Below are 26,443 nucleotides of genomic sequence, written 5' to 3'. Positions count from 1 at the left end.
CTGGCCCGGCTTACTTCTTCTCAGGCGGCTGGTTGAACGGGAACGTCCCGAACATGTTCTTGGCCTGGCTCTGCATCTGCTCCTGCATCTGCACGAACAGGTTTTTGCTCTGTTCGATGTAGTTGCTCATCATGCCCTGCATCATCGGCCCCTGCATGTTCATGAACTGCGACCACATGTCGGGGTTGAAGCTGTTGCCGCTGTACAGATCCTTCGAGTTCTCGGCGAGCTTGCTCTGGATATCGACAAACGCCTGGATGTTCTTTTCCAGGTACGTGCCCATCATCCCCTGCATGGCGTTGCCGTAGAAGCGGATGATCTGCGCGAGCATCGAGCCGGAGAACATCGGCACACCGCCGGTTTCCTCTTCCAGGATGATCTGCAACAGGATGCTGCGGGTCAGATCTTCGCCGGACTTCGCGTCAACCACGCGAAACTCCTCAGTCTCCATCACGAGCTGCTTGACGTCTGCAAGCGTGATGTAGGTGCTGGTCTGGGTGTCGTAGAGCCGGCGGTTAGGATATTTCTTGATCAGCCGTTCGGTGCCCTTCTTGCTGGTGGCCATCGTGCCTTTCCGTGTTGGCGATGCTGCTGCGGTGCAGCCGATGCAGTGCGAAGTGACCGCACCAAGCGGTGCAGCAAAATACGCGGTTGCCCGGCTATTCCGATCTGCGTGGCAATGTGGCAACGCAGATGCATCCGGTTATGATCGGACGCCCCGTGTCTCCCTGCGGAGCGCCTCCGTGATTGGATTCTATGCGGATCGCCCTGCAAAGAAAAGGCGACCTCCCCCGGTAAAAACCCGCAGCATTTTGATACGGCTGATGCACCCGAATGCGTGTCGAAATGCAACGCAAATACACTGCTGCGACGCACTTGAGCATCGCAGCACCGAATGGGTAAAAACAGGTTGCGGGGGAAAAATTGCTGCGCCCATGCTGCAGCAAGACCGCAGCATGGGCGTTTGAAGGTCAGCCCATGTGCAGGCCGCCGTTGAGGGAGAAGTCAGCGCCGGTGGAGAAGCCCGACTCTTCGGACGCCAGCCATGCGCAAATCGAAGCGATTTCCGTCGGCTCACCCAGGCGCTTGACCGGAATCGTACCGACGATCTTGTCGAGCACATCCTGACGAATCGCTTTCACCATGTCGGTGGCGATATAGCCCGGCGACACGGTGTTCACCGTCACGCCCTTGGTCGCCACTTCCTGCGCCAGCGCCATCGTAAAGCCGTGCAAGCCAGCCTTGGCCGTCGAGTAGTTGGTCTGGCCAAACTGCCCCTTCTGACCATTCACCGACGAGATGTTGATGACGCGACCCCAGCCACGATCAACCATGCCGTCGATCACCTGCTTGGTCACGTTGAACAGCGACGTGAGGTTGGTGTCGATCACGGCATCCCAATCCGCGCGGGTCATCTTGCGGAACACCACATCACGCGTAATGCCGGCGTTGTTGACGAGGACGTCCACCTCGCCCACTTCAGCCTTGACCTTGTCGAACGCGGCCTTGGTCGATTCCCAATCGCCGACGTTGCCTTCGGACGGAACGAAATCAAAGCCCAGCGCCTTCTGCTGCTCGAGCCACTTTGCTTTGCGCGGCGAGTTCGGGCCGCAGCCTGCAACGACGATGAAGCCGTCGCGCGCCAAGCGCTGGCAAATCGCCGTTCCGATGCCGCCCATGCCGCCGGTGACGTATGCAATGCGTTTGGTCATGTCCACTCCTAGTCCTTGTTATTGGAACCGCCTGAGCCTTTCTCAAACGGAGATGCTTCGGATCGGCGCGCACCGCTTTCGTTCAGCGCGCGCCGATAACACTACAAAGATTTACGGACGCTCGACTGCCAGCGCCACGCCCATGCCGCCACCGATACACAGCGAGGCCAGGCCCTTCTTCGCATCGCGCTTCTGCATTTCGTGCAGCAGCGTGACCAGAATGCGGCAGCCCGATGCGCCGATCGGGTGACCAATGGCAATCGCGCCGCCATTGACGTTCACCTTGGACGTATCCCAGCCCATCTGCTGATGCACCGCCAGTGCCTGCGCGGCAAAAGCCTCGTTGATCTCCATCAGGTCCAGATCGTTTACCGACCAGCCGGCGCGCGACAGGCAACGCTTGGACGCCGGCACCGGACCCATGCCCATCACTTTCGGGTCAAGACCCGCGCTGGCGTAGGCACGAATGGTGGCCAGCGGGGTCAGGCCCAGTTCGCGGGCCTTAGCCGCAGACATCACGACCACGGCAGCGGCGCCATCGTTTAGGCCCGAGGCATTGGCCGCCGTAACGGTGCCAGCCTTGTCGAAAGCGGGCTTCAGGCCAGCCATCGAGTCCAGCGTCGCGCCATGGCGAACGAATTCGTCCTGCGCGAAAGCGATCGGATCACCCTTGCGCTGCGGGATCAGGATCGGAACGATTTCGTCGTTGAAGCGACCCGACTTCTGCGCAGCTTCTGCCTTGTTCTGCGAGGCCACGGCAAACTCGTCCTGCGCCTCACGCGTGATGCCGTATTCCTTGGCGACGTTCTCGGCGGTGATGCCCATGTGGTACTGGTTGTAGACGTCCCACAGCCCGTCCACAATCATCGAGTCGATGAGCTTCGCGTCGCCCATGCGGAAACCGTCGCGCGAACCCGGCAGTACGTGCGGTGCGGCGGACATGTTCTCCTGGCCACCGGCCACGACGATATCCGCGTCGCCCGCAATGATGGCGTTGGCTGCCAGCATCACGGCCTTCAGACCTGAGCCGCACACCTTGTTGATGGTCATGCCCGGCACCATGTTGGGCAGCCCGGCCTTGATGACGGCCTGGCGCGCCGGGTTCTGGCCCGAACCCGCGGTCAGCACCTGCCCCATGATGACTTCGCTCACCTGGTCCGGCGAAACCTTCGCACGCGAGAGCGCCTCGCGAATCACGGCTGCACCCAGATCAGGGGCGGCGATCTTCGCCAGCGAACCACCAAACTTGCCTACGGCGGTACGAACCGCCGATACGATCACAACATCGGTCATTTGCTTACCTTCCACAGTCGAAAGAGAGTCGGGAGACACTGTCGGCGGCCGCAGCCGCGACGGCAACGGGGGATCATGCGCGCGATCTTACGCTTTCTGTTTGACGTAACGGCCGGGTGCGGGCTCGATCTCCGAGTAGTCCGCATTGCCATAGCGTTTTGGGGCGGCCTTTTGTGCGCCAGCGTGTGACGCCAGCCAAGCCGACCAGTCGGGCCACCAGCTGCCCGGGTGCTCTTTGGCGCCCTCGAACCACGCATCGGCAGTCTCGGGCAGTTTGGTATTGATCCAGTGCGAGCGCTTGTTGGCCGCGGGCGGGTTGATGACGCCGGCAATATGCCCCGAGGCGCCCAGCACGAAGCGCCGCTTGCCCTTGAGCAGCGGCACCGACGCATACGCCGACTGCCACGGGACGATATGGTCTTCGCGTGAGCCGTAGATATAGACCGGCACATCGATCTTGCCGAGGTCCACAGGCGTGCCGCCCACTGCCAGCTTGCCCGGTTCCTTCAGGTCGTTCTGCAGATACGTATGGCGCAGATACCAGCAGTACCACGGGCCCGGCAGGTTGGTCGAATCGCCGTTCCAGTACAGCAGGTCGAACGGTGCGGGCGTCTTGCCCTTCAGATAGTTTTCGACGACGTAGTTCCAGACCAGATCGTTCGGGCGCAGGAAGGAGAAGGTGTTTGCCAGCTCCACGCCTCGCAGCAAGCCCGGGCCAGTCGGTGCATTTGCACCGATGGTCTGCTCACGCATCTCCACCTGGGCTTGATCGACGAAGACGTCGAGGATGCCGGTGTCGGTAAAGTCCAGCAGCGTCGTCAGCAGCGTCAGGCTCGCGGCCGGGTGCTCGCCACGCGCGGCCAAAACTGCCAGTGCCGTGGAGAGAATCGTGCCGCCCACACAGAAGCCCAGTACGTTGATCTGGTCCTGCGCCGAGATCTCACGTGCCACGCGAATGGCTTCAATCGCGCCGCCCTCGATGTAGTCCTCCCAGGTGCGCGAGGCCATGCTGACATCGGGGTTGCGCCACGACACGAGGAACACCGTGTTGCCCTGCTCCACCGCATAGCGCACCAGCGAATTAGCGGGCTGCAAATCGAGGATGTAGTACTTGTTGATGCACGGCGGCACCAGCAGCAGCGGCTTGGCATACACCTTGGCCGTCAGCGGCTTGTACTGGATAAGCTGGAAGTAATCATTCTCGAAAACGACCGCGCCTTCGCTGTTGGCCACGTTGCGGCCGATCTCGAACGCCGTCTCGTCAGTCTGCGAGATCTTGCCGCGCTCCATGTCCTGCAGCATGTTCAGGATGCCCGTACGCAGGGATTCGCCGCGCGATTCGAGCAGTTGCTTCTGCGCCTCCGGGTTCGTCGCCAGGAAGTTGGACGGCGACATAGCGGCCGTCCATTGCGACACGGCAAAACGCACGCGCTCACGGGTCTTGGCGTCGGCCTGCACGGCATCGGCCATTTCCATCAGCGTACGGGCGTTGAGCACGTAGAAGGCGGCGGCATAGCCGTAGAGCGGGCTCTTGCGCCAAGCCTCGTTGGCAAAACGGCGATCGGACGGCGCGACAGCCTCGGCGCTATCGCCGGTGCTCATGTGGCGCCAGATCTGAAGCCACTCTTCAAGGTATTTCTGCTGGATTTCAGCCAGGCGCTCAGACGGAATCAGCGCGAAGGGCACTGCGCCCTCGCCCATCATCTGGGCGCCATTGAACTGGCCAAGGCCAGGAGCGGCAGCGCCTGGCTGAGCGAATGCGCCAGCGTAGGCTTGCCATTGCTTGAACTGCTCAGCCCATTGAGCCGGATCCGGCAAGTTCTGCCAGGAGGCTTGGGTGTGGGCGCTAGATGCTTTGGAAGATGCGGATTGACGCGTTGCCATAGTGCCCTCATGCATGCGATACGCGCCGTTCCGGGTGGTTGTGCAGCGCAAATCGCAGTATTCCAGGGCATTGTTGCCTTGCCGTTTCAAGCCTGTCAATCGGAGTTGACCGATGATTGCCTGTAAACCGTGATCCAGTAAGGGTTTTGCCGAATCCGCCTGGGCGCGGCGCCCTTGAATGGCTAAGCACGGTGGCGGGCTATGGTCCAGCCGGTGCAATTTCGTGCGAGACTGCCCCATTGCGCAAACGCCGGGCGCCTTCCGCCATGTATATCGTCGCCATTGCCTGGGTTTACGTCGTCCTGATGATGTCCTTGACTGAGCAATCGTGGATTGCCGGCATCGGCACATTCATCCTGTACGGCGTGGCGCCGCTGTCGCTCTTCTTGTGGATTGTCGACTCGCCGGCACGCAAGCGGCGCAGACGAGCACGGGAAGCAGAGAATGACGGCGCCGCATCCAGCGACGGCGCCAACTGACGTTAATCAGCGTTATTCTGCGCGCCAGATCAGGGTAGCCATGCGGCCAGTCGTGCGATCGCGGCGATACGAATAGAAGCGATCGGCGTCCGTCATCGTGCACAAGCCCCCGCCGTACACATCTGTACAACCGACACGGGCGAGCCGCAGCCGGGCCAGCGCATAGAGATCGGCGAAGAATTTTCCTTCCGGCACGCCCTTCACGAACGCCGCTTCGGTAGCGGGCAGTTCATCAGGCTGAGCCGCGTCAATGAAGGCCTGGCGCACTTCAGCTCCCACCTCAAAGCACGATGGGCCGATCGCGGGGCCCAGCCATGCCAGCCATGTCGGATCGGCCTCCTGACCGCAGGCACGCAGCCGTTGCATCATCGCGTCGACCGTGCGCTCGATGACACCACCGCATAGCCCACGCCAACCGGCATGCGCCGCCCCGACCGTCACGCCACGCGCGTCGCTCAGCAGAACAGGCAGGCAATCGGCCGTCATGACCACGCAGACGCGATCGCGCCAAGACGCCACTGCGGCATCAGCCACCACTGGCGTTGATATGTCGGTAAGTTGATCCAGGTCCGCCACACCGGTGCCGTGTACCTGTTCCATCCACACCGGTTCAGCAGGCACGGCGGCACGCAGGATGCGGCGATTCTGCTCGACGGCATCCGGCGTATCGCCCACATGTTGACCGAGATTCAGGCCACCTGGCAGACCACCGGCCAGACCGTACGGGCCGGTGCTGACACCACCCAGCCGCGTGGTCGCCAGTGCCTTGACGCGTGGATGCGCCGGCCAGTCGGGGATGATCCAATCAGTTGAAATCGACATCGGGGTCCAGGTCCAGCGCTTCCATCAGCTCTGCGAAATCGTCGGGCACCTCGGCCATCCAATGGACCGACTTGCCGGATGCAGGGTGTACGAGCCCAAGGCGCACCGCGTGTAGCGCCTGCCGTGCAAACGGCACCGGCAACTGCGCCTTGATCGTCTGCGGCTTGCCGCGACGGAAGTTGCGCGTGTACACCGGATCGCCCAGCAGCGGGTGACCCTCCGATTCAAAATGCACGCGAATCTGGTGCGTACGGCCGGTCTCAAGCTGACAGCGCACGAGCGATACCTGCGCACGCCCCAGATCCACCACGTCGAGCGTCTTGAAATGCGTACGTGCCTGCTTACCGCTGGCCGTCTCGATGATGGCCATGCGGGTGCGGTCGCGCGGATCACGGCCGATCGGCGCATCGATGGTGGCCTCTTCTGGCGTTTCACCCCAGACCAGCGCCAGATAGGTCCGCTTGACCGTGCGCGCTTGCAACTGACGCACGAGATCGGTCTGTGCGGGCAACGTGCGGGCGACGACCATCAGGCCGGAGGTTTCTTTATCGAGACGGTGCACGATGCCCGCGCGCGGCAGCTGAGCGGCATCGGGATAGCGATGCAGCAAGCCGTTGAGCACCGTGCCGCTCCAGTTGCCTGCAGCCGGGTGCACAACCAGGCCGGCCGGCTTGTTGATGACGAGCAGCGTGTCGTCTTCGTAGACGACATCCAGGTCGATCGGCTCAGCCACGAAGGCGTTCTCATCGGCCGCGCGCTGCGGCACGACCTCGATGCGAGCGCCGCCGGATACCGCTGCGCGCGGGCGCACCGCAGCGCCATCCATGCGCACAGCACCGGCGTCGATCCATTGCTGCAGGCGGCTGCGCGAGTAATCGGGCAGCAGCTTGGCCAGCGCCTTATCTAAGCGCTCCCCGTGCAGGACTTCGGGAACCTCCACGACGATCGGCTCAGCCGCCTCTGCGCCACCGGGGGCAGGCAGGACGAGGGCCTCATCATCGAGCGCGTCTTCGGTTTCTTGCGAAGTGATGGAAACGTCAGCCGCTGCGTCATCTGACACGGGGCTTGGGCTATAATCCTTGATGCGATTTTTCATTGAGAAAAGGTGCCCATGTCGGTCACGAGCGTAAAGCAGGCGCGTTTTGGAGTACGAATCCGCGCACAAATCGGAGCAGTGTTGGCGGTAGGGTTTGCATGCCTGACCATTTCGGCCTGCGGCATCCTGCCAGAACAGCAAGACGAAACGGCTGGCTGGTCAGCCAACAAATTATATTCTGAAGCGAAGGAATCGCTCGATGGCGGCGACTACGCTAAGGCCGTCAAGTACTACGAAAAGCTCGAAAGCCGCTATCCGTTCGGCCCGTTTGCTCAGCAGGCGCAGATCGAAACCGCCTACGCCAACTACAAGGATGGCGAAACCGCCGCCGCGCTGGCTGCTGTCGATCGCTTCATCCAGTTGCACCCGAACCATCCCAGTGTCGATTACGCCTACTACCTCAAGGGCCTGATCAACTTCAACGACAACCTGGGCTGGCTTGGCCGCTTCTCGAACCAAGATCTGAGCGAGCGCGACCCGAAGGCAGCACGCGCCGCCTACGACGCGTTCAAGACGCTGATCACGCGCTTCCCGAACAGCAAGTACACGCCGGATGCGACCGCACGCATGCAGTACATCGTGAACGCGATGGCCGAGCATGAAGTGGGCGCTGCACGCTACTACTATCGCCGTGGCGCTTACCTGGCCGCAGTCAACCGCGCACAGGACGCCATCAAGGATTACGACCGTGCGCCAGCAGTTGAGGAAGCGCTCTACATCATGATGAAATCGTACGAAGCGCTGGGCATGAAGGACATGCGCGACGACACGGAACGCATCATCAAGCAGAACTACCCGAACAGCGATTTCCTCGCCTTCGGTCAGCGCAAGAAAGACAAGCCGTGGTACCAGATGTGGTAAGCAAGGCTTGAACAGCAGTAAAAAAGCCCGGTCCAAGTTGGCCGGGCTTTTTATTTGCGCGTCACGTCAGCATCAGTCTGATGCGGGCTCTGCCGGCGGCGTATCCGGCCGCAGCGAGCGTAGAAAACCCGCTGCCGTGTCGGCCTCACGCGTGCGCTTGAACGGCGGCAGGCTCTGCCAGATCTGCCGGCCGTAGTTCTTCTCTACTAAGCGCGGGTCGCAAATCATCAGCACGCCGCGATCGGTCTCGGACCGGATCAACCGCCCCGCCCCTTGCTTGAGCGTGATGACGGCATGCGGCAACTGGTGTACGGCAAACGGGCTCAAGCCCTTCTTTTCCAGTGCTTCCATACGCGCACTCAGCACCGGATCGTCGGGCGGCGCAAACGGCAGCTTGTCGATCACCACCAGCGATAGCGCCTCGCCGCGCACGTCCACCCCTTCCCAGAAACTCTGGCTACCGATCAGCACGGCATTGCCGAGCGTGCGGAAACGATCGAGCAACTCGGTGCGGCTGGCCTGCCCCTGCACAAGCAGCGGGAAATCCCAGCCGCGCTGGGCAAACTCATCGGCCAGACGTTCGGCTGCTCGGTTGACGGCACGCAGCGTCGTGCACAGCACGAAGGTCTTGCCGCCCGCCGCCTTGATCATCGGCAAGGCAGCGTCGAGCACGGCATCCGTAAAGCGCGGATCGCTCGGTTGCGGCAGATCACGCGGCACATACAACAAGCCCTGCGACGCATAGTCGAATGGGCTGTCCAGCGTCATCGACTGATCTCGATTCAGCCCAAGCTGTGCCGCGTAATGCGTAAAGTTGCCGCGCACCGACAGTGTGGCAGAGGTGAAGATCCATGCACGCGGCTGGCCTGCGCGCTGGCGCGAGAAGATCGGCGCGATGGACAGCGGCGTCAGATGCAGTTGCACGGAATTGGCAAACACCTCGACCCAGCGCACGCGCTCATCGAACGGCGCGGTTTCCACCGTCTCACCCTCTTCGTTCTTCACCACGGGCGGCGGCTTGGGGTTGGCCCATGCATCCAGTTGGTCGCACAGCGCGGCGGCGCGGCGATGGCATTGCTCGATGGTCTCAGCGCGTTCGGCCTGGGCCTCCAATGCGCCTGTAAAATCCGACAGCGCTTGCTCCAGCTTCGGCAACACTTCGTAGAACGGCTTGGCTGTCGCCTGATCGTTGTCGATCTGCTTGATCGACAGGCGCGCGCCGTCCTGGCGGAACACCAGGCGCAAATCACGTGCGGCACGCTCCAACGGCGCGGCAATGGCAACCCAGTCCATGGCATCACGCGCGTGCGACAGGCCCTCGGCCACGGCATCGCGTGCCAGTTCCAGAATCTGGTTGGTCGAAATCGTCTCGCCAAAGAACAGCGTGGCGGTTTCGGGCAACTGGTGCGCTTCGTCGAAGATGATCGTGTTGGCCGCCGGCAGCAGCTCAGCCATCCCAGTGTCCTTCAGCATCACGTCTGCAAAGAATAGGTGATGGTTGACCACCACCACATCGGCCTGCTGCGCTTCCTTGCGGGCACGCATGACGAAGCAGTCCTTGTAGTACGCGCAGTCAGAGCCGAGGCAGTTGTCACGCGTGGACGTAACGAGGTTCCACACCAGTGCGTTCTCGGGCACGGTGGACATCTCGGCCTTGTCACCCGTCTTCGTGGTCTTCAGGAAGAGATTGATCTGGCGCAGCCACGCGGCATCCTGACGTGAAGACAGGCGCCCGTTCTGCGACGTGCGTTCCAGGTGGTAATGGCAGACGTAGTTCGCGCGCCCCTTGAGCAGCGCCACCGACACCGGTGCATTCAGAGCCTTACGCACCGTCGGGATGTCACGCAGGAAGAGCTGATCCTGCAGGTTCTTCGTCCCCGTCGACAGGATCACCTTACCGCCCCACAGCATCGCCGGAACCAGGTACGCGTAGGTCTTGCCCGTGCCCGTGCCGGCCTCGACGATGAGCGAATCGGCGGCCTCGATGGCATTGGCCACCGCCTGCGCCATCGTCAGTTGCGAGCTGCGCGGCCGGTACGAGTCGATGCCCTTGGCCAGCGTGCCGTCGTCGGCAAAGAGCGTCGCCAGTTCGGCATGGTGAGCATCGGCGGGGACTGCTGCGGGAGCAGAGATGTCGCCAGCCGCATCGGAATCATTCGGCGGCTCGGCGAGCGGGGAAAGCGAAGTCAACGGAGAAAAGTCCCTGGGGGCAAATGAAGGAAGCCGCACGTGCTGGCGGCTTCTCAGAATTGGGATGGGCGATGCTCAGGCTGGTACGTCCGGTTCAAGCTGTAACTGTAGCAGCGTGATGGCGTCCTTGAGTTTCAACTTGCGCTTCTTGAGCCGTCGCAGTTGCAGCTCGTCGTGATCGATTTCCGACGCCAGCTTGTCAATCAGGAAATCAAGATCGCGATGCTCAATCTGCAATTCGATGATGCGACGTGAGATCGTGTTCAGATCGCTGTCCATCACTTCCTCCCGGGACACCCGTCCACGCTTCAAAGTTTAGAACCCCAACGGGCTCGCGTTGTTGTTGTTTTGTTCGTTGCGGCGCTTGGTCTGCTCGCGACGCTCTTCCAGTTCCTTCTGACGCTGCGCGGCGTCTTGTTGCTTCTCCTGGAATTGCTTGACGCTTTCCGCGCGCTTGGCAGCATTGGCAGCGCCCTGCTCTTGCGCGGCCTTGAGCTTGGCATTGTGCTCCGCCTGCTTCTGAGCGTTCGCCTGTGCGTTGGCTGCACGTTGTGGCGCCTCAGCCTGGCGCTGCACTTCGTTCAGGCGCTGCTGTTCCTGCTTGTTCTGGAAGTCGGTGCGGTTCTTCTGCTCAGCAGCTTCGCGTTGCGGACGCTCAGCGTTGTACTGAGCCTCGCGGATGGCACGATCCTGATCGCGGCGAGCAGCGCGGTCGGCGCGCTCGGCTTCATCCAGTGCCAACTCGCGCTCACGGATGGTGTGGAGTTCCGTGCGGCGCACATCCTTGGCTTTGTCGATGCAGCGCGTGACGAAGAACTTGTCGTAACAGGCACGCTCGGTCTGCGCATAGCGGTATTCGGCCCACGATTTGGCGCTGGTGATGCGGTCGTGTTCCGCACCGAAATCCGGTGGTGTGGCAGACACGGCTGGGGTCGACGCAGGGGTTGACACAGCGGCCGACTGAGATTGGCTCCACGCCGGCGCAGCACAGAGCGCGGCAAGCAGCAGAACCAGGCGAGAAACACGGCGCGCGCCAGCGCGGTGATGGGCGGAAAACGGGAGCGTAGGCATAACTTGCATTTTATCACCGCGCCTGTGCCGCAAACGTCGCGTGGGGCGCGCAATCAGCACCGGAACAGATTGTGCCTTATGGCAAAATGCGCGGCTTCCCATCGCACTCTCTGGAAGCAATGACCGATTCCGTGTTGCAGAAGATCGTCTCCCGCATTGCCGTTGAACTGGCGGTCAAGCCGCATCAGGTTGCCGCCGCCGTGCAACTGCTGGACGAAGGTGCCACCGTGCCCTTCATCGCACGTTACCGTAAGGAGGTGACGGACAACCTGGACGACACGCAGCTGCGCAACCTGGAAGAGCGCCTGCTGTACCTGCGCGAGCTGGAAGACCGCCGCGCGGCGATCCTGGCCTCCATTGAAGAGCAAGGCAAGCTGACCGACCCACTGCGCGCGGCCATCGAAGCGGCCGAAACCAAGCAGGTGCTGGAAGACCTCTACCTGCCCTACAAGCCCAAGCGCCGCACACGCGCCCAGATCGCCCGCGAATGTGGCCTGGAGCCGCTGGCCCAGGCGCTGCTGGCCGATCCGACACTCGACCCACAGGCCGAAGCCGCCAAATTCGTCAACGGTAACCCGACCGCTGATGGCGGCGTGCCCGACGTGAAGGCCGCGCTGGACGGCGCACGCGACATCCTCTCCGAACAATTTGGCGAAACGGCCGAACTGCTGGGCAAGGTGCGCGAGCACCTGTGGAACCAGGGCCTGGTGTCATCGACGGTGGTGGAAGGCAAGGAAACCGCCGAGGAAGAAAAATTCCGCGACTACTACGCCTACAGCGAGCCGATCCGCAACGTGCCGTCGCACCGCGCGCTGGCGCTGTTCCGTGGCCGCAATGCGGGCGTGCTGTTCGTCAAGCTCGGCCTGGGCGAAGAACAGGATGCGATGAGCCCGCACCCGTGCGAAATCATGATCGCGCGCCATGTCGGCGTCGAAAACAAAGGCCGCGCGGCGGACAAGTGGTTGTCGGACGTGTGCCGCTGGTGCTGGCGCGTCAAGGTGCAGCCGCATATCGAGACCGAACTGCTGACGCAACTGCGCGAATCAGCCGAAGCCGAAGCCATCAAGATCTTCGGCCGCAACCTGCACGATCTGCTGCTGGCCGCCCCCGCTGGCCCGAAGGCCGTGATGGGCGTCGACCCAGGCATCCGCACCGGCTGCAAGATCGCCGTGGTCGACCACACCGGCAAGCTGCTGGAGACCGCCACCATCTACCCGCACGAGCCACGCCGCGACTGGAACGGTTCGCTCGCGACGATGGCACGCCTGGCCAAGCAGCACAACGTGGCGCTGGTTTCCATTGGCAACGGCACCGCCAGCCGCGAGACCGACAAGCTCGTGCAAGACCTGATGCGCAACATGCCCGAACTCAAGCTGACCAAGATTGTGGTGAGCGAGGCTGGTGCGTCGGTGTATTCCGCATCGGAACTGGCGGCCAAGGAATTCCCGGAACTGGACGTGTCGCTGCGCGGCGCAGTGTCGATCGCCCGCCGCCTGCAAGACCCGTTGGCCGAACTCGTGAAGATCGACCCCAAGTCGATCGGCGTCGGCCAGTACCAGCACGACGTGAACCAGCGCGAGCTGGCCCGCGCGCTGGACGCCATTGTCGAGGATTGCGTGAACGCGGTCGGCGTGGATGTGAACACCGCCTCTGCCCCGCTACTGGCGCGTGTATCGGGCCTCAACTCGATCCTCGCCAAGAACATCGTCGAATACCGTGACGCCAACGGCGCGTTTGCCAACCGTGATGCGCTCAAGAAGGTGCCGCGCCTGGGCGACAAGACGTTCGAGCAGGCCGCCGGCTTCCTGCGCATCAACGATGGCGACAACCCGCTCGATCGCTCGTCTGTCCACCCGGAGGCTTATCCGGTGGTCAAGCGCATTCTGGACAGCATCAAGAAGGGCATCGTCGACGTGCTCGGCAACCGCGAAGCACTTCGTGGCCTGACCCCGCGCGATTTCACTGATGAGAAATTCGGCCTGCCGACCGTGGTCGACATCCTCTCCGAACTGGAAAAGCCCGGCCGCGACCCGCGCCCCGAGTTCAAGACCGCCACGTTCCAGGACGGCGTGGAAGACATCAAGGACCTGCAGCCCGGGATGGCGCTGGAAGGCGTGGTGACGAACGTAGCGGCCTTTGGCGCGTTCATCGACATCGGCGTGCATCAGGATGGGCTGGTGCACGTGTCGGCGCTGTCGACCAAGTTCGTGCGTGATCCGCACGAGGTGGTGAAGCCCGGCCAGATCGTCAAGGTCAAGGTGATGGAGGTGGACGTGAAGCGCAACCGCATCGGCCTGACGATGCGCCTGTCGGACGAGCCGGGCCAGACGCCGGCGCGCACCGGCGGCGGCGATCGCCCGAACGGCGGCGGCAATCGCCAAGGGGGGCAGCAACGCCGCGAAGCCGCGCCGGCGGGTGGCGCGATGGCGGCCGCCTTCGCCAAGCTCAAGCGCTGACGCGCGTTCTGCGCAGCGAAACCCGCCCAGTCTTCGGACTCGGCGGGTTTTTTCATGCCTCGCCCGATAACGTTACAAGTTCTTACGTGCGCGGAACTTTGCTAACACTCGGGCGTCGTCGGCACGTCTTTTTGGCCCGTTAAGGAGACACAGGCAACCACCGCCTGGTACCCACGAGGAGAACACCATGAAGACGAGCCACACCCTGATTGCCGCCCTGCTTGCTGTTGCCGGTACCGCCGCTTTTGCTCAAACCGCCCCGGTCACGCAAGTCCAGCAAGACAACCAGCAGATCCGCCAGGACAACCGCGACATCCGTCACGACAACCGCGATATCCGCCACGACCGCGCCGACATCGGCAAGGACAAGGCCGCCCTGGCTGACGAACGTGCCGAGCGCAACGCTGCCCAACGCCGTGAAGACCGTGATCTGGCCAAGGGCGACGTCAAGGGAGCCGAATACTGGAACAAGCAGCGCGCCCAAGACCAGCGTCAGGTCAACGCCGACCGCAAAGACCTGAACAAAGACCGCCGCGATCTGCACCACGACGTCAAGGACCGCAATCATGACGTCCATGCGCGCAACGACGAAGTCCGTGAGCGCAACCACGCTGCCTCGAAGATGTAATCACTGCAGGCATCCAAGCAAAACGGCCCGTGCGTCTCTCTCGCACGGGCCGTTTTGTCTTTCAGCGACGCGGGTCTTAAATCTCGACCTTGGTCCCCAACTCCACCACGCGGTTGGCAGGGATATGGAAGAAGTCCGAAGGCTTTGCGCCGTTCTGATGCATCCAGGCAAACAAGCGCTCGCGCCACATCGACATGCCCGGCAACTTGGACGGCACCACCGATTCACGCGCGATGAAGAACGACGTATCCATCAGCTCGCAGCGCGTGCCGATCTGCGGTTGGCCCAGCTCGAGCACGCGGTACACATCCGGCGTTTCCTTGAAGCCGTATTCCGCCTTGACGATGTAGATGCCGCTGCCCAGATCACGCACCGACACGCGGTGCTTGTCATCCACGTACGGAATGTCGCGCGTGACGAAGCTGATGAAGATCACGCGCTCGTGCAGCACGCGGTTGTGTTTCAGGTTATGCAGCAGCGACACCGGCACGAACTCGGTATTGCCGGTCAGGAAGACCGACGTGCCCTCCACGCGATGCGGCGGATGGGCCAGCAGGCCGGCCAGGAAGGGCTCCAGCGGAATGCCATCTTCCAGGCTGCGTGCGCGCAGCAGCTTCTTGCCCTTGTACCAGGTCATCAGCAGGAAGAACACGCCTGCGCCCAGCATCAGCGGGAACCAGCCGCCGTCGAGGATCTTCAGCAGGTTAGCCGCGAAGAACGCCAGGTCGACCACCAGGAAGCCAGCAATGACCAGCGTCACCAGCGCGGTGTTCCAGCGCCACACCGAGCGCATCACCACCGCCGCCAGTACCGTAGTAATGACCATCGTGGTCGTCACCGCAATACCGTAGGCCGCGGCCAGGTTGTCGGACTTCTTGAACGCGAGCACCACGCCAATCACCAGGATCAGCAGCATCCAGTTGACCATCGGCACGTAGATCTGGCCGATCTCTGCTTCCGACGTATAACGGATGCGCATGCGCGGCACGAAGCCCAGCTGAATCGCTTGGCTCGTCAGCGAGAACGCGCCCGAAATCACGGCCTGTGAGGCAATGACCGTGGCGGCCGCCGCCAGCACCACCATCGGCAGTTGGAGGGCCTCCGGCACAGAGCGGTAGAACGGGTTTTCGATTGTGCTCGGATCGACGAGCATCATGGCGCCCTGGCCGAAGTAGTTCAGCAGCAGGCTCGGCGCCACGATAAAGAACCACGCCCAGCGGATCGGGCGCGCACCGAAGTGGCCCATGTCTGCGTAGAGCGCTTCGGCGCCGGTCAGCACTAGGAACACGGAACCCAACACGATGAACGCCTGCAGCGCGTGGTCATGCAGGAACGAAATCGCATACATCGGGTTGATGGCTACCAGAATCTGGGGGGCCTTCACCAGGTTCATCAAGCCCAGCGCCGCCAGAGCGGCAAACCACAGCAGCATCACTGGCCCGAACAGCTTGCCGACCACCGACGTGCCGCTGCGCTGGATCAGGAACAGCCCCGTCAGGATCACCAGCGTGATCGGCAACACAAACGGCGACAGCGCGGGCGCCGCGATCTCCAGGCCCTCCATGGCTGAGAGCACAGAGATGGCCGGCGTGATCACCGCATCGCCGTAGAACATGCACGCCCCGAAAACGCCAAGCATCATCAGCAGCGACATGCGCTTGGAATTCTGATTGGCCGTACGCAGCGACAACGCCATCAGCGCCAGGATGCCGCCTTCGCCGTTGTTGTCGGCGCGCATGACGAACAGCACGTACTTGAGCGACACCACGATCACCATCGCCCAGAAGAGCATTGAAATGATGCCGAGCACCGCGGTGTTGGAGAACGGAATGCCGTGCTCCGGATTGAACGCTTCCTTGAGCGAGTACAGCGGGCTGGTTCCGATGTCGCCGAACACCACACCGACCGCGCCGATCACCATGGCGCGCAGGTTTACGTTGGTCTTGGGGGGGACCCCTGCTGCTGTAAGAACTTGACTCATGCGCTTGTAAATCGGCCGAACTACTGGCCGCTCAAAAAATAGTGCAATGCACAATGAGGGCGGATTGTACTCCGCGGCTTTCTCCCGCCAACCCCTCAAACGGGCAATCGTTGCCGCGCTGCATCAGGACAAATCCCCCTTGCCATTGGCGTTTCGGAGGTGTTTGAAACACGCCGATTCAGCAAACGACCGTTTGATATTGGCAGCAGAAAACGGTGTAAAGCCAAGCGCTATGCACCGCGTTGCCGGGTCAAGCATGCTGTGCTGCACATAGCCAAACGTAGGACAGCGGCGGACAGAACTTTGTAGGAGAATTCCCGACAAAGCTGAATTGCAAACTTTTCTGCCGACCATCTTGACGGCCGGACAGCAATCTTTAAGCAGGGACGAGCCTTGCCCTATTCATCCATCCGCACCTGGGGACGGTCGCAGACCGCACTGGCCGCACTGATCGTGCTGCTGGTGGTGGCTGTGGTGCTGTTCGCCATTCCACGCGTGATCCTGCCCTGGACGCAGTCGGCGTTCGCGCAGCGTTTAGATCCAGCGGTGTGGGCGGATTACACCGGCCCATATGACGTGGCGGCGACCCTGGTGGCCGTCAGCGCCATCGTCATCTACCTGACCCGGCGCTAGGGCCGGCGGGCTCCACTCAACGCGCCAGCGCGCGGGCACATTCCGCCACCAGCGACGGACCGCGATAAATCAACCCGGTATAGAGCTGCACAAGCTGTGCGCCAGCGTCGATCTTCTCGCGCGCGTGCTCGCCCGCCAGGATGCCGCCCACGCCAATGATCGGCACAGCATCGCCCAGCAAACCGCGCAGCGCGCGAATCACTCGCGTCGAACCTTCACGCACCGGCTGCCCCGACAGGCCGCCCGCCTCTTCCGCATGGGCCAAACCAGTCACGGCTTCGCGGCTGATCGTCGTATTGGTGGCGATCACGCCATCCATCTTGTGGCGCAGCAAGGCATCGGCCACGTTGGCGATCTGGTCGTCGTCGAGGTCCGGTGCGATCTTCAGTGCCACCGGCACGTAGCGCTTGTGCTGATCAGCCAGGCGCTGCTGTGCATCGCGCAGCGTACCGAGCAGGCTATCGAGTTCGCTCGCGCCCTGGAGCTGGCGCAGATTCTTCGTATTCGGCGACGAGATGTTCACCGTCACATAGCTGGCGTGTGGGTACACGCGCTCCAGGCAATGCAGGTAGTCGTCGACGGCGCGTTCGATCGGCGTATCAGCGTTCTTGCCGATGTTCAGGCCGAGCACGCCACCTGCCTCACGCCACTTCGATGCCTTCACGTTATTGATGAACGCATCGACGCCGCCATTGTTGAAGCCCATGCGGTTGATCAGCGCATTCGCAGCCGGCAAGCGGAACATGCGCGGGCGCGGGTTGCCAGGCTGTGCGCGCGGCGTGACCGTGCCCACCTCGATGAAGCCGAAGCCAAGCGCGCCAAGCGCGTCGATATAGGCGCCGTCCTTGTCTAGGCCAGCAGCCAGCCCCACCGGGTTCGGAAACGTCACGCCCATCACCGTGCGCGGTTGCGGCGCAATGCGCGCGCCAATGCAACTGGAGAACCCCATCGCATGCGCCCGCTTGAGCTGGTTCAACGTGAAGTGGTGCGCGTCTTCGGGGTCCATCGAAAACAGCAGCGGGCGGGCAAGCGGGTACAGGGCGTTGAGCACGGTCAGAGTCAGGAGAAGAACGCGAAAGGCCGCATTGTAAACGGCGCGCGCACTGCCATGCATCGTGTGCGCCGCATTCGAACACCACGATGTTCGATGAGTCTAAGTACCAAGTGCGGATTGACGTTGCAGGCACGTCGCACGAGCATCAGGCACCACCAAGATGCCGATTGCACGAGAAAGATGTTGCGTCGCCGCAGGGATTTCGATATAGTCTCGTTCTTCGACGGACGCGGGGTGGAGCAGTCTGGCAGCTCGTCGGGCTCATAACCCGAAGGTCGCAGGTTCAAATCCTGCCCCCGCAACCAGCCAGAAGTCGAACGTGTTTTTTACGGACGCGGGGTGGAGCAGTCTGGCAGCTCGTCGGGCTCATAACCCGAAGGTCGCAGGTTCAAATCCTGCCCCCGCAACCAACGACAAAAGTCGAACGGCTCGCTCCAACACCTGGGCCGAATAAAAAACACACCAGCAAAGCCCGCACTAGCGGGCTTTTTGCTTTTCTATGCGCTGCCGCAGTCCGCAGCTCAGTCGATACCCCGCCCCACGCGGGACCGCGTCACCTCGGTGATACACTGAGACATTCCACCTGCCTGAGTGCTCATGGTTCCCATGAAATTCTGTTCCAACTGCGGCCAGCCAGTCGTCTCGCGCATTCCCACCGGCGACAACCGACTGCGCGACGTTTGCGATCACTGCAATACGATTCACTACGTGAATCCGCGCAACGTGGTCGGCACCGTGCCCGTGTGGAACGATCAGGTCCTGCTGTGCAAACGCGCCATCGAGCCGCGCTACGGTTTCTGGACCTTGCCTGCAGGCTTCATGGAAATCGGTGAGACCACCGCGCAAGCCGCCGAGCGCGAAACGCAGGAAGAAGCCGGCGCCCGCATCGAGATCGGTGAACTGTATTCGGTGCTGAACGTGCCGCACGTGCATCAGGTGCACCTCTTCTACCTGGCCAGATTGAGCGATCTCGATTTCGCGCCGGGCGAGGAAAGCCTGGAAGTCGCGCTCTTCAATGAAGCCGACATCCCCTGGGACGACCTCGCCTTCCCGACCGTCATCCATACGCTTCGCTGCTTCTTTGCCGACCGCGCGGCAGGCAAACTGACCGACGGCAGCTTCCGCCTCCACACGCTGGACATCTACAAGCCAATGCGCTCGGCCACGGTCGACACACCGGCCACGACGTCGTAATCCAGCCTCAACATTTCTCCGCATCATGATCGCCTGGCTGGATCCGCACGATCCCTTTCCGCCGGTCGATCGCGCGCTCGGGCCTGAATCCGAAGCGCCTGGGCTGCTTGCGGCCAGCGCAGATCTCTCCCCGCAGCGGCTGCTGATTGCGTATCGGCAAGGCATCTTCCCCTGGTATGCGCAGGGCCAGCCCGTGCTGTGGTGGAGCACCGACCCGCGCATGGTGCTGCGCCCGGAAGACTTTCGCGTATCAGCCACCTTCCGCAAGACACTGCGCCGTGTGCTCGACAATCCGGCCTGGGAAGTGCGCATCGACCACGCCTTCCGCGAAACGATGATCGACTGCGCCACCACCGCACGCCCCGGCCAGCACGGTACGTGGATCACCGAGGATGTGATTCAGGCGTATACCGCCCTGCACCGCCGCGGCTATGCCCACAGCGTCGAGACCTGGTATGCCGGCAAGCGCGTGGGCGGTCTGTACGGCGTGTCGTTGGGCCGCATGTTCTACGGTGAATCCATGTTCGCCCACCGTACCGACGCCTCGAAAATCGCCTTGGCGGCACTGTGCGCCTTCCTCGGCAGTCAGGGCGTCGCGATGATAGACTGCCAGCAGGAGACTGAACATCTGGCGTCGCTGGGAGGAGCCCCGGTGCCGCGCGCAGCGTTTCTCGCGCATGTGCGGGAAGCGGCCAATGCGCCGGCCATCGTGCCGTGGCACTTCGACAAATCCGTGCTTCGTCGATGGACCGTGCGCAATGAGCAAGCTTAAGGAACTTCCTCTCTCGGCATTGCAGTTCTATGCCACCGCGCCTTACGCATGCAGCTACCTGGATGGCCGCTTGGCGCGTTCGCAGGTCGCCACGCCGGCGCACCTGATCAACGCGGACGTCTACTCGAAGCTCGTGCGCGCCGGATTCCGGCGCAGCGGCATCTTCACCTATCGCCCCCACTGTGACGACTGCCATGCGTGCACGCCCTGCCGCGTCGTGGTCGATCAGTTTTCGCCTTCGCGCACGCAACGTCGCGCAGCAGAGCGCCATCAGTCGCTGGAGGCGTTGGTCGCCCCGCTCACCTATGTCGAAGAGCACTACCAGCTCTACCTGCTTTACCAATCCGTCCGCCACGCAGGCGGCGGCATGGACCACGACAGCCGCGACCAATACGAACAGTTCCTGCTGCAAAGCCGGGTGAATTCGCGTCTGGTGGAGTTTCGCGAGCCGCCCGAATCGCCGTCGGCGGGCAAGCTGCGCATGGTGAGCATGATTGACGTGCTGGAAGACGGTCTGTCGTCCGTCTACACGTTCTACGATCCGACGGAGCACAAAGCGAGCTACGGAACGTACAACGTGCTCTGGCAGATCGCCCAGGCGCAGGCGCTGGACCTGCCCTATGTCTACCTCGGCTACTGGATCGAGCAGAGCCGCAAGATGGCCTACAAGGCCTTGTTCCAGCCGCTGGAGCTGCTGGTCAATGGTGAGTGGCGGCGATTTGAGGACGTGGCACCGGCCACGGAGTGAAACTCAGCGAGAGGTTCGCTCAATCCCAGCATCAATCACACCATATGCGCTGATATTGGAACTCTGGCTGTATTGCTCGCGCGAGGTTGTGCAACCACCCAGCGTGGCCCCAACGCATACCAATCCCACCGCCCACAGCACGGCACGTTTCCACCCAGTCACTCGGTTCATAGCGTCAGTTCCTCTCAAGGCGTGGCCGTCAGCCGCTCAGCCAGCACCGTGTTGTACGCGCGGACCATCCCCGGGATCAGGAACACGTCCACCAGAACCCACAGCCCGCCGATGACAGCCAGCACCCAGCCGGCCGTATTGCCCATATCGCGAAACGCCAGCCAGGTTCCGCCAATGTTGGCGACTGCCTGCGCAATGCCACTGCCCGACCGCTTCACGTAGAAACGATGTGCCCCCAGAAAGCCGAGCAGGAACCACCAGAGGTAGGCGACGCCCGTGGTCTTCTTCTGGGCGTCGTACAGCATGATTTCGCGGGCAGTTTCGTTCATGAGGTCGGCAAACGTGGGAGTTTCCGGTCAGACAGCAACGCCGCGTGCGCGTTCCATGTCGCGTACCGATTACATGCCGGCGAGCTTGGCCTCGGCCTTGTCGGCCCACAGGCGCATTTCCGCGAGCAGCGATGCGGGCGAGAACGAACAACTCTCCTCACTGAACGACACGGCCATGTCCAGCCGCTGCAGCATCGACCGGCGAACCTGATCGTATGCCGGCGGCAGCACAGCCAGCGGTGCGAGTGTGGCTTCATCACGCCAATGCTTGAGCAAGCGCGGAATGTCAGGCGACTGCGCGTGGCGATCCAGCGCGTCACGCAGCGTTTGCAGGGATTCAGTAGCGGTCATGCACGCGCCCTCTTTTCACGATACAGCTCACGGAATGTCTTACCGGCGGGCGCCGGCATGTCTCGTGTATCCGTCCAGCCCTTACCGACCGGCAGCGAATGGATCAGCTTCTTGTCGCCGCCCATCCAGCGCAGCACACGCGCCGCAACCCACGTACCCGCCGAGTACAGTGCCGGCCGCCGCGCCATGAAGCCCCATACACGCAAACCGAAACGCTCGGATTGCGGACGCAGTTCGCGCTCCATCTGCTTCTCGCGCAGCGTGCGCAGCAGGTCCGACAAGGGAATCGATGCCGGGCAGACGCGATTGCATTCGCCGCACAGCGTAGCCGCCTGCGGCAGGTCCAGCGCGTTCGACAATCCGACATAACTCGGCGTCAGCACACTGCCCATCGGACCTGGATACACCCAGCCATAGGCATGCCCGCCGATCTTCTGATAGACCGGGCAATGGTTCATGCACGCGCCGCAACGAATACAGCGCAGCATCTCCTGAAACTCGCCGCCGATCAGGCCACTGCGGCCACCATCGACGATGACGAAGTACATATGCTCAGGGCCATCTTTCTCGCCGGGCGCGCGCGGGCCGGTCAACAACGAGAAATAGTTCGAGATGGCCTGCCCCGTGGCCGAGCGTGGCAACAGGCGCATCACGGTCGCCAGATCTTCGAGCGTCGGCAGCACCTTCTCAATACCCGTCACCGCGACGTGCACGCGCGGCATGATCGTGCACATGCCTTCGTTGCCTTCGTTGGTGACGATGGCCACCGAGCCCGTCTCGGCAATGATGAAGTTACCGCCCGTCACGCCCATGTCGGCAGACAGAAATTCAGGCCGCAGCACTTCGCGCGCCTCGCGCGTCATCTCGGGGATATCGGTCAGGCGCGGCTTGTTGTGCGTCTTGGCAAAGAGGTCGGCAATCTCCTCCTTATCCTTGTGCACCACCGGCGCGATGATGTGCGACGGCGGTTCGCTATCGTTGATCTGGAGGATGTATTCGCCCAGATCGGTCTCGATGCTCTGCACGCCCATCTCGCCGAGCACCTGGTTCAGGCGCATCTCTTCGGTCACCATCGACTTGCTCTTGATGACCTTCTTCACCTCGTGCTTGCGGGCGATTTCCGCCACTAGGCGAGCGGCATCGGCCGTCGTTTCGGCAAAGAGCACCTTGGCGCCACGGCGCGTGGCCTCAGCTTCGAAGGTAGCAAGCCAGACATCGAGGTTCTCCAGCGCGCGGTTTCGGCGCTCTTTCAACGCCTCGCGTGTCGCCGGGAAATCAATCTCCTGAATAGCCGCCGCGCGCGCGGTGACGAACTTCGTTGAGAGCTTGGTGAGGTTCTGCTGCAGGCGCTTGTCGGCAAGCTTCTGCCCGGCACGCGCCTTGAATTCCATGCTGCGGACTTGCATGCGATTGCGTCTCCGTCGTGTTCTTGGCGCTCAGGCGTCGCCGGCAAGGACCTGCGCGATATGCAGCACACGCGTGCTCGTATCGCCTGTGCGGCGCAGTCGGCCTTCGATGTTGAGCATGCACCCAACATCGCCAAGCACCACGGCATCAGCGCCGCTGGCCTTGATGTTGGCGCACTTCTCGTCGGCGATGGCGGTGGAAATGTCACCGTACTTGATCGAGAACGTGCCGCCGAAGCCGCAACACGCCTCGCACGCCGGCATCTCGGTCAGTTGCACGCCGGGTAGTTTTCCGAGCAGCTCGCGCGGCTGCGTCTTTACGCCCAGCTCGCGCAGGCCCGAGCAGGAATCGTGATACGTGACGTGGCCCGTGAACTCGGAATCGAGTGATTCGATACGCGCGACGTTGACAAGGAAATCGGTCAGTTCGTGCACGCGGGGGGCCAGGCGCTCATAGCGGCCGGCAAGCTCCGGATCATCGCGAAAGAGATCGGCGTAACCCTTGCGGATCATGCCGCCGCACGAGCCGGACGGGATGACCACATAGTCGAACTGTTCGAATTCCTTGAGCGTTTTCTCGGCCAGATCGCGCGCCAGCGGGCGATCGCCAGAGTTATAGGCCGGCTGGCCGCAGCACGTCTGTGCGGGTGGCACCACCACGTCGTAACCGGCCTTTTCCAGCAACTTGAGCACCGAAAAGCCGATGTCAGGCCGCATCAGATCAACCAGGCAAGTGACGAACAGTCCTACGCGCATGGGGAGTCTCGTGTGTTCTTGGAAGCCGCCATTATGCGCCCGACGCCCAGCCAGCGCGGGTTTTCAGGCAATGAACTTCTTCATGCCGCCCATGAGTGCGCTTCACGATGCCCTCTCACGCACAATGCAAGCGCGACCGAGAATGCCCTCGAAAATGTCCGGAATCACGTATCCGGATGGTGCGCATTTTCACATCGTGGGATAAAATTTTGCATCGCATCCGCACCCATTCCTGCACCCATGGCAGAAGCAGACAAGGACCCCGGTAAGACGTCCATCCAGGTCATCGAACGCATGATGATGCTGCTTGACGCGCTGGCCGAGCACGCCGACCCGGTCAGCCTGAAAGCGCTGTCCGCCAGCACCGGCTTGCACCCATCCACCGCGCACCGCATCCTGAACGACATGGTGGCTTGCCGCTTTGTCGATCGCTCCGACCCCGGCAGCTATCGCCTCGGCATGCGCCTGTTGGAGCTTGGCAATCTGGTCAAGGCGCGCCTGTCGGTACGTGAAGCCGCGCTGGCACCCATGCGCGCGCTACACCGCCTGACTGGCCAGACCGTCAACCTGTCGGTACGCCAGGGCGACGAGATCGTCTACATCGAACGCGCCTACTCGGAGCGCTCGGGCATGCAGGTCGTGCGCGCCATCGGCGGCCGTGCGCCGCTGCATCTGACCTCGGTCGGCAAGCTGTTCCTGGCTGCCGATGAGATCGGCCGCGTGCGAGCCTATGCCACGCGGACCGGCCTGTCTGGCCATACGCGTACGTCGATTACCGATCTACCCAAGCTTGAGCGCGAACTGAACTGGGTACGCACCAACGGTTACGCACGTGACAACGAAGAGCTGGAACTCGGCGTGCGCTGTATCGCTGCCGGCATCTACGATGATTCGCGCCGGCTGGTGGCAGGCCTATCGCTGTCCGCACCGGCAGACCGGCTGCAGGACAGCTGGCTCGACAACCTCAAGGACACCGCCCTGCAGATCTCCAAGGGCATGGGCTACACCTATGACGAGGAGCCGGTGCGCGCGGAATGAGCGCCGTTTTTTACCCAACAAAAAAGCGCGTCATCGAACGCGCTTTTTTGTTGGGCCGATCAGGCTGCGACTCAGGCCCCGTGCTGCTCCGCAGCCAGCACCGTGGCCGGTTGCGTCGACACAGGCACATTGCGCAGTGGCGCAGCAGCCTGCGTAGCTGCCTCAACATGCGGATTGCGCTCCAGCCAGTTGCGCACGCGCGTGGCATCCGCAAAACGCGTCAGGTTGCCGGCCGAATCCAGGAACACCATCACCACGTTGCGGCCATGCACGTTGGCCTGCATCACCAAGCAGCGGCCTGCCTCGTTGATGAAGCCGGTCTTCTGCAGGCCGATGTCCCATTCACCGCCACGCACCAGGCGGTTGGTGTTCACGTAGTGCAGCGAGCGGCCATTGGCGTTGACCGTGTGCTCGGTGGTGGTCGTGAACTGGCGGATGGTCGGCACCTTGTAAGCGGCAACAACGATCTTGGCCAGATCCTGCGCGCTCGACACGTTGCTGCTCGACAAGCCGTTCGAATCGACGTAGTGCGTGTCGTTCATGCCCAGCTCATGCGCCTTGCGGTTCATGGCAGCGACGAATGCCGGACGACCGCCCGGATAGTTGCGGCCCAGCGCCGAAGCTGCACGGTTCTCCGACGACATCAGCGCCAGCAGCAGCAGATCTTCACGCGTGAGCATCGTGCCAAAGCGCAGACGCGAGCCGGTGTTGCGCTCGTAATCGCGATCGTCATCGGTAATTTCCAGCAGCTCGTCCATCGGCTGGTGCGCTTCGGTCACGACCAGCGCGGTCATCAGCTTGGTGATCGAGGCGATCGGCAGCACCGCGGCCGAATTCTTTTGGAACAGGACTTCACCGGTGTTCTGGTCCATCACCAGCGCAACCGACGAGCGCAGTGCCAGCGCATCCGGCGTGGCACGCAGGCCCATCGCTTCGCCCAGCGTCGGGCTGGCCGGCACGAAGGCGGCACGCACTGGGCGAGCACCGCGCTCAACCACGATCACGCGGCGCTTGCCCTTGACGGTCACGACCTTGCGGATTTTGGTGGCGGCAACGTCATCGCTGCTGGCTGCAGCAACCTTGGCGCCGGCTTTTTTGCTGGCGACTGTCTTGCCTTTGGATTTGGCTTTCTTGCTGGCGGCGGGTTTTTTGTCGGCGGTGGCAGCGTTGGCCACGGAGGCGACGGAAACGGCGGCGAGCGCGACAGTCATCAGCGAAGCTAGGCCGAGACGTCGGAAAAATGAGGAAACAGACCGTGACATGATTCGATCACCCGCGCGTGAGATGGCGCAAGTGTAGGCAAAAACAAAATTCTTAGCAAGATGAAGGACTTAGCTCACAGCCTTAAAGTTTGACCTCTGGAGCCTTATCATTCAGACATCATTTCGACGCAATTCCCTGCTACGGCAGTTCACAATTTGCGAAGAAAGTTGCGCATAGGGCACTTTCTGAGTATCGCGTCAAAACGTATTGCGAAGGCTCCGGGACAGAGCACCTCATCCCGCTCGAATTCCCACC

Annotated in this window: 26 protein-coding genes and 2 tRNA genes; 12 read left to right on the top strand and 16 right to left on the bottom strand. The window is 62.3% G+C overall.

The annotated features are described in order from the left end of the window. Nucleotides 1–10: 10 nt before the first annotated feature. Nucleotides 11–565, bottom strand: a complete 555-nt coding sequence (phaR, locus tag V6657_RS07820; RefSeq protein WP_021194616.1) for a polyhydroxyalkanoate synthesis repressor PhaR — start codon at nucleotides 563–565, stop codon at nucleotides 11–13. Between phaR and V6657_RS07815 the strand changes: the two genes are divergently transcribed. After that, complete coding sequence (locus V6657_RS07815) at nucleotides 552–968, top strand: hypothetical protein (protein WP_137884632.1); 417 nt, start codon at nucleotides 552–554, stop codon at nucleotides 966–968. The two genes, phaR and V6657_RS07815, sit on opposite strands and share 14 nt — an antisense overlap. A gap of 3 nt (nucleotides 969–971) precedes the next feature. Here V6657_RS07815 and V6657_RS07810 read toward each other — a convergent pair whose 3' ends face one another. From V6657_RS07810 to phaC, 3 genes are all read right to left on the bottom strand, one after another. Further along, nucleotides 972–1,712 carry a 3-ketoacyl-ACP reductase gene (locus V6657_RS07810; protein WP_021194617.1) on the bottom strand — a complete coding sequence of 247 codons (741 nt, stop codon included), beginning with the start codon at nucleotides 1,710–1,712 and terminating at the stop codon, nucleotides 972–974. A gap of 111 nt (nucleotides 1,713–1,823) precedes the next feature. Next, nucleotides 1,824–3,005, bottom strand: coding sequence for an acetyl-CoA C-acetyltransferase (locus V6657_RS07805; protein ID WP_048932505.1), 1,182 nt, complete (start codon nucleotides 3,003–3,005; stop codon nucleotides 1,824–1,826). Nucleotides 3,006–3,092: 87 nt separating this feature from the next. Continuing rightward, a complete protein-coding gene (gene phaC / locus V6657_RS07800; RefSeq protein ID WP_048932506.1) occupies nucleotides 3,093–4,889 on the bottom strand; it encodes a class I poly(R)-hydroxyalkanoic acid synthase in 1,797 nt (598 codons plus the stop codon). A gap of 266 nt (nucleotides 4,890–5,155) precedes the next feature. Between phaC and V6657_RS07795 the strand changes: the two genes are divergently transcribed. After that, on the top strand, nucleotides 5,156–5,368 hold the full coding sequence (locus tag V6657_RS07795; protein WP_048932507.1) for a hypothetical protein: 213 nt from the start codon (nucleotides 5,156–5,158) through the stop codon (nucleotides 5,366–5,368). 12 nt (nucleotides 5,369–5,380) lie between these two features. On the opposite strand, the gene pgeF is transcribed toward V6657_RS07795, so the two are convergent. Next, a complete protein-coding gene (pgeF, locus tag V6657_RS07790) occupies nucleotides 5,381–6,190 on the bottom strand; it encodes a peptidoglycan editing factor PgeF (RefSeq protein WP_048932508.1) in 810 nt (269 codons plus the stop codon). Then, nucleotides 6,174–7,286: an RluA family pseudouridine synthase gene (locus V6657_RS07785; protein ID WP_048932509.1), complete on the bottom strand. Its 1,113-nt coding sequence runs from the start codon at nucleotides 7,284–7,286 to the stop codon at nucleotides 6,174–6,176. Before V6657_RS07785 ends, pgeF begins: the two co-directional genes overlap by 17 nt. A gap of 15 nt (nucleotides 7,287–7,301) precedes the next feature. Here V6657_RS07785 and V6657_RS07780 point away from each other — a divergent pair, with 15 nt between their 5' ends. Then, nucleotides 7,302–8,147, top strand: a complete 846-nt coding sequence (locus V6657_RS07780; RefSeq protein WP_048932510.1) for an outer membrane protein assembly factor BamD — start codon at nucleotides 7,302–7,304, stop codon at nucleotides 8,145–8,147. A gap of 72 nt (nucleotides 8,148–8,219) precedes the next feature. Here V6657_RS07780 and V6657_RS07775 read toward each other — a convergent pair whose 3' ends face one another. The 3 genes from V6657_RS07775 to V6657_RS07765 all read right to left on the bottom strand — a co-directional run bounded on the left by V6657_RS07775 (nucleotide 8,220) and on the right by V6657_RS07765 (nucleotide 11,417). Then, nucleotides 8,220–10,337 carry an ATP-dependent DNA helicase gene (locus V6657_RS07775; RefSeq protein WP_171017947.1) on the bottom strand — a complete coding sequence of 706 codons (2,118 nt, stop codon included), beginning with the start codon at nucleotides 10,335–10,337 and terminating at the stop codon, nucleotides 8,220–8,222. Between the two features lie 75 nt (nucleotides 10,338–10,412). Continuing rightward, entirely contained in the window at nucleotides 10,413–10,616 is a 204-nt protein-coding gene (locus V6657_RS07770; RefSeq protein ID WP_021194625.1) for a DUF465 domain-containing protein, read from the bottom strand. Between the two features lie 36 nt (nucleotides 10,617–10,652). Beyond that, nucleotides 10,653–11,417 carry a hypothetical protein gene (locus tag V6657_RS07765; protein ID WP_048932512.1) on the bottom strand — a complete coding sequence of 255 codons (765 nt, stop codon included), beginning with the start codon at nucleotides 11,415–11,417 and terminating at the stop codon, nucleotides 10,653–10,655. 110 nt (nucleotides 11,418–11,527) lie between these two features. Here V6657_RS07765 and V6657_RS07760 point away from each other — a divergent pair, with 110 nt between their 5' ends. Next, nucleotides 11,528–13,864 (top strand): Tex family protein, encoded by a 2,337-nt coding sequence (locus V6657_RS07760; protein ID WP_048932513.1) that lies wholly within the window; start codon nucleotides 11,528–11,530, stop codon nucleotides 13,862–13,864. Between the two features lie 187 nt (nucleotides 13,865–14,051). Further along, nucleotides 14,052–14,492 carry a hypothetical protein gene (locus V6657_RS07755; protein WP_048932514.1) on the top strand — a complete coding sequence of 147 codons (441 nt, stop codon included), beginning with the start codon at nucleotides 14,052–14,054 and terminating at the stop codon, nucleotides 14,490–14,492. A 76-nt stretch (nucleotides 14,493–14,568) separates the two neighbouring features. Here the strand turns inward: V6657_RS07755 and V6657_RS07750 are convergent, their stop codons facing one another. Next, the gene (locus tag V6657_RS07750) at nucleotides 14,569–16,473 is read right to left on the bottom strand and encodes a potassium transporter Kup (RefSeq protein ID WP_048932515.1); all 1,905 of its coding nucleotides are present in this window, start codon (nucleotides 16,471–16,473) and stop codon (nucleotides 14,569–14,571) included. Nucleotides 16,474–16,866: 393 nt separating this feature from the next. On the opposite strand from V6657_RS07750, the gene V6657_RS07745 reads away from it, so the two are divergent. Further along, nucleotides 16,867–17,106, top strand: a complete 240-nt coding sequence (locus V6657_RS07745) for a hypothetical protein (RefSeq protein ID WP_048932516.1) — start codon at nucleotides 16,867–16,869, stop codon at nucleotides 17,104–17,106. 16 nt (nucleotides 17,107–17,122) lie between these two features. Here the strand turns inward: V6657_RS07745 and V6657_RS07740 are convergent, their stop codons facing one another. After that, nucleotides 17,123–18,157 (bottom strand): quinone-dependent dihydroorotate dehydrogenase, encoded by a 1,035-nt coding sequence (locus tag V6657_RS07740; RefSeq protein ID WP_048932858.1) that lies wholly within the window; start codon nucleotides 18,155–18,157, stop codon nucleotides 17,123–17,125. Nucleotides 18,158–18,388: 231 nt separating this feature from the next. On the opposite strand from V6657_RS07740, the gene V6657_RS07735 reads away from it, so the two are divergent. From V6657_RS07735 to V6657_RS07715, 5 genes are all read left to right on the top strand, one after another. Next, a tRNA-Met gene (locus tag V6657_RS07735) sits at nucleotides 18,389–18,465 on the top strand. Between the two features lie 28 nt (nucleotides 18,466–18,493). Then, nucleotides 18,494–18,570, top strand: a tRNA-Met gene (locus V6657_RS07730). 196 nt (nucleotides 18,571–18,766) lie between these two features. Then, the gene (locus V6657_RS07725) at nucleotides 18,767–19,354 is read left to right on the top strand and encodes an NUDIX hydrolase (RefSeq protein WP_048932517.1); all 588 of its coding nucleotides are present in this window, start codon (nucleotides 18,767–18,769) and stop codon (nucleotides 19,352–19,354) included. Between the two features lie 25 nt (nucleotides 19,355–19,379). Continuing rightward, complete coding sequence (gene aat, locus V6657_RS07720; RefSeq protein WP_048932518.1) at nucleotides 19,380–20,126, top strand: leucyl/phenylalanyl-tRNA--protein transferase; 747 nt, start codon at nucleotides 19,380–19,382, stop codon at nucleotides 20,124–20,126. Continuing rightward, entirely contained in the window at nucleotides 20,113–20,874 is a 762-nt protein-coding gene (locus V6657_RS07715) for an arginyltransferase (RefSeq protein WP_048932519.1), read from the top strand. The genes aat and V6657_RS07715 overlap by 14 nt, the downstream gene beginning before the upstream one ends. A gap of 185 nt (nucleotides 20,875–21,059) precedes the next feature. Here the strand turns inward: V6657_RS07715 and V6657_RS07710 are convergent, their stop codons facing one another. The 4 genes from V6657_RS07710 to V6657_RS07695 form a co-directional block, all read right to left on the bottom strand. Continuing rightward, the gene (locus V6657_RS07710) at nucleotides 21,060–21,374 is read right to left on the bottom strand and encodes a TM2 domain-containing protein (RefSeq protein ID WP_048932520.1); all 315 of its coding nucleotides are present in this window, start codon (nucleotides 21,372–21,374) and stop codon (nucleotides 21,060–21,062) included. A 69-nt stretch (nucleotides 21,375–21,443) separates the two neighbouring features. Continuing rightward, on the bottom strand, nucleotides 21,444–21,725 hold the full coding sequence (locus tag V6657_RS07705; RefSeq protein ID WP_048932521.1) for a hypothetical protein: 282 nt from the start codon (nucleotides 21,723–21,725) through the stop codon (nucleotides 21,444–21,446). Then, entirely contained in the window at nucleotides 21,722–23,131 is a 1,410-nt protein-coding gene (locus V6657_RS07700) for a LutB/LldF family L-lactate oxidation iron-sulfur protein (protein WP_048932522.1), read from the bottom strand. The genes V6657_RS07705 and V6657_RS07700 overlap by 4 nt, the downstream gene beginning before the upstream one ends. Nucleotides 23,132–23,161: 30 nt before the next feature. Continuing rightward, on the bottom strand, nucleotides 23,162–23,887 hold the full coding sequence (locus V6657_RS07695; protein WP_048932523.1) for a (Fe-S)-binding protein: 726 nt from the start codon (nucleotides 23,885–23,887) through the stop codon (nucleotides 23,162–23,164). A 240-nt stretch (nucleotides 23,888–24,127) separates the two neighbouring features. Here V6657_RS07695 and V6657_RS07690 point away from each other — a divergent pair, with 240 nt between their 5' ends. Continuing rightward, nucleotides 24,128–24,925 (top strand): IclR family transcriptional regulator, encoded by a 798-nt coding sequence (locus V6657_RS07690; protein WP_048932524.1) that lies wholly within the window; start codon nucleotides 24,128–24,130, stop codon nucleotides 24,923–24,925. A 71-nt stretch (nucleotides 24,926–24,996) separates the two neighbouring features. Here the strand turns inward: V6657_RS07690 and pbpG are convergent, their stop codons facing one another. Beyond that, entirely contained in the window at nucleotides 24,997–26,187 is a 1,191-nt protein-coding gene (gene pbpG / locus V6657_RS07685; protein ID WP_048932525.1) for a D-alanyl-D-alanine endopeptidase, read from the bottom strand. Nucleotides 26,188–26,443 lie beyond the last annotated feature (256 nt).

Source organism: Ralstonia sp. RRA (assembly GCF_037023145.1).
Taxonomy (GTDB): Bacteria; Pseudomonadota; Gammaproteobacteria; order Burkholderiales; family Burkholderiaceae; genus Ralstonia.
This window is presented reverse-complemented; position numbering and strand designations above follow the sequence as displayed.

Bases quoted from the DNA above. Each gene is read 5' to 3' on its own strand.
- phaR (WP_021194616.1), bottom strand. From the start codon at position 565: ATGGCCACCAGCAAGAAGGGCACCGAACGGCTGATCAAGAAATATCCT.
- V6657_RS07810 (WP_021194617.1), bottom strand. From the start codon at position 1,712: ATGACCAAACGCATTGCATACGTCACCGGCGGCATGGGCGGCATCGGA.
- V6657_RS07805 (WP_048932505.1), bottom strand. From the start codon at position 3,005: ATGACCGATGTTGTGATCGTATCGGCGGTTCGTACCGCCGTAGGCAAG.
- phaC (WP_048932506.1), bottom strand. From the start codon at position 4,889: ATGGCAACGCGTCAATCCGCATCTTCCAAAGCATCTAGCGCCCACACC.
- V6657_RS07795 (WP_048932507.1), top strand. From the start codon at position 5,156: ATGTATATCGTCGCCATTGCCTGGGTTTACGTCGTCCTGATGATGTCC.
- pgeF (WP_048932508.1), bottom strand. From the start codon at position 6,190: ATGTCGATTTCAACTGATTGGATCATCCCCGACTGGCCGGCGCATCCA.
- V6657_RS07785 (WP_048932509.1), bottom strand. From the start codon at position 7,286: ATGAAAAATCGCATCAAGGATTATAGCCCAAGCCCCGTGTCAGATGAC.
- V6657_RS07780 (WP_048932510.1), top strand. From the start codon at position 7,302: ATGTCGGTCACGAGCGTAAAGCAGGCGCGTTTTGGAGTACGAATCCGC.
- V6657_RS07770 (WP_021194625.1), bottom strand. From the start codon at position 10,616: ATGGACAGCGATCTGAACACGATCTCACGTCGCATCATCGAATTGCAG.
- V6657_RS07765 (WP_048932512.1), bottom strand. From the start codon at position 11,417: ATGCAAGTTATGCCTACGCTCCCGTTTTCCGCCCATCACCGCGCTGGC.
- V6657_RS07760 (WP_048932513.1), top strand. From the start codon at position 11,528: ATGACCGATTCCGTGTTGCAGAAGATCGTCTCCCGCATTGCCGTTGAA.
- V6657_RS07755 (WP_048932514.1), top strand. From the start codon at position 14,052: ATGAAGACGAGCCACACCCTGATTGCCGCCCTGCTTGCTGTTGCCGGT.
- V6657_RS07750 (WP_048932515.1), bottom strand. From the start codon at position 16,473: ATGAGTCAAGTTCTTACAGCAGCAGGGGTCCCCCCCAAGACCAACGTA.
- V6657_RS07725 (WP_048932517.1), top strand. From the start codon at position 18,767: ATGAAATTCTGTTCCAACTGCGGCCAGCCAGTCGTCTCGCGCATTCCC.
- aat (WP_048932518.1), top strand. From the start codon at position 19,380: ATGATCGCCTGGCTGGATCCGCACGATCCCTTTCCGCCGGTCGATCGC.
- V6657_RS07715 (WP_048932519.1), top strand. From the start codon at position 20,113: ATGAGCAAGCTTAAGGAACTTCCTCTCTCGGCATTGCAGTTCTATGCC.
- V6657_RS07710 (WP_048932520.1), bottom strand. From the start codon at position 21,374: ATGAACGAAACTGCCCGCGAAATCATGCTGTACGACGCCCAGAAGAAG.
- V6657_RS07705 (WP_048932521.1), bottom strand. From the start codon at position 21,725: ATGACCGCTACTGAATCCCTGCAAACGCTGCGTGACGCGCTGGATCGC.
- V6657_RS07700 (WP_048932522.1), bottom strand. From the start codon at position 23,131: ATGCAAGTCCGCAGCATGGAATTCAAGGCGCGTGCCGGGCAGAAGCTT.
- V6657_RS07695 (WP_048932523.1), bottom strand. From the start codon at position 23,887: ATGCGCGTAGGACTGTTCGTCACTTGCCTGGTTGATCTGATGCGGCCT.
- V6657_RS07690 (WP_048932524.1), top strand. From the start codon at position 24,128: ATGGCAGAAGCAGACAAGGACCCCGGTAAGACGTCCATCCAGGTCATC.
- pbpG (WP_048932525.1), bottom strand. From the start codon at position 26,187: ATGTCACGGTCTGTTTCCTCATTTTTCCGACGTCTCGGCCTAGCTTCG.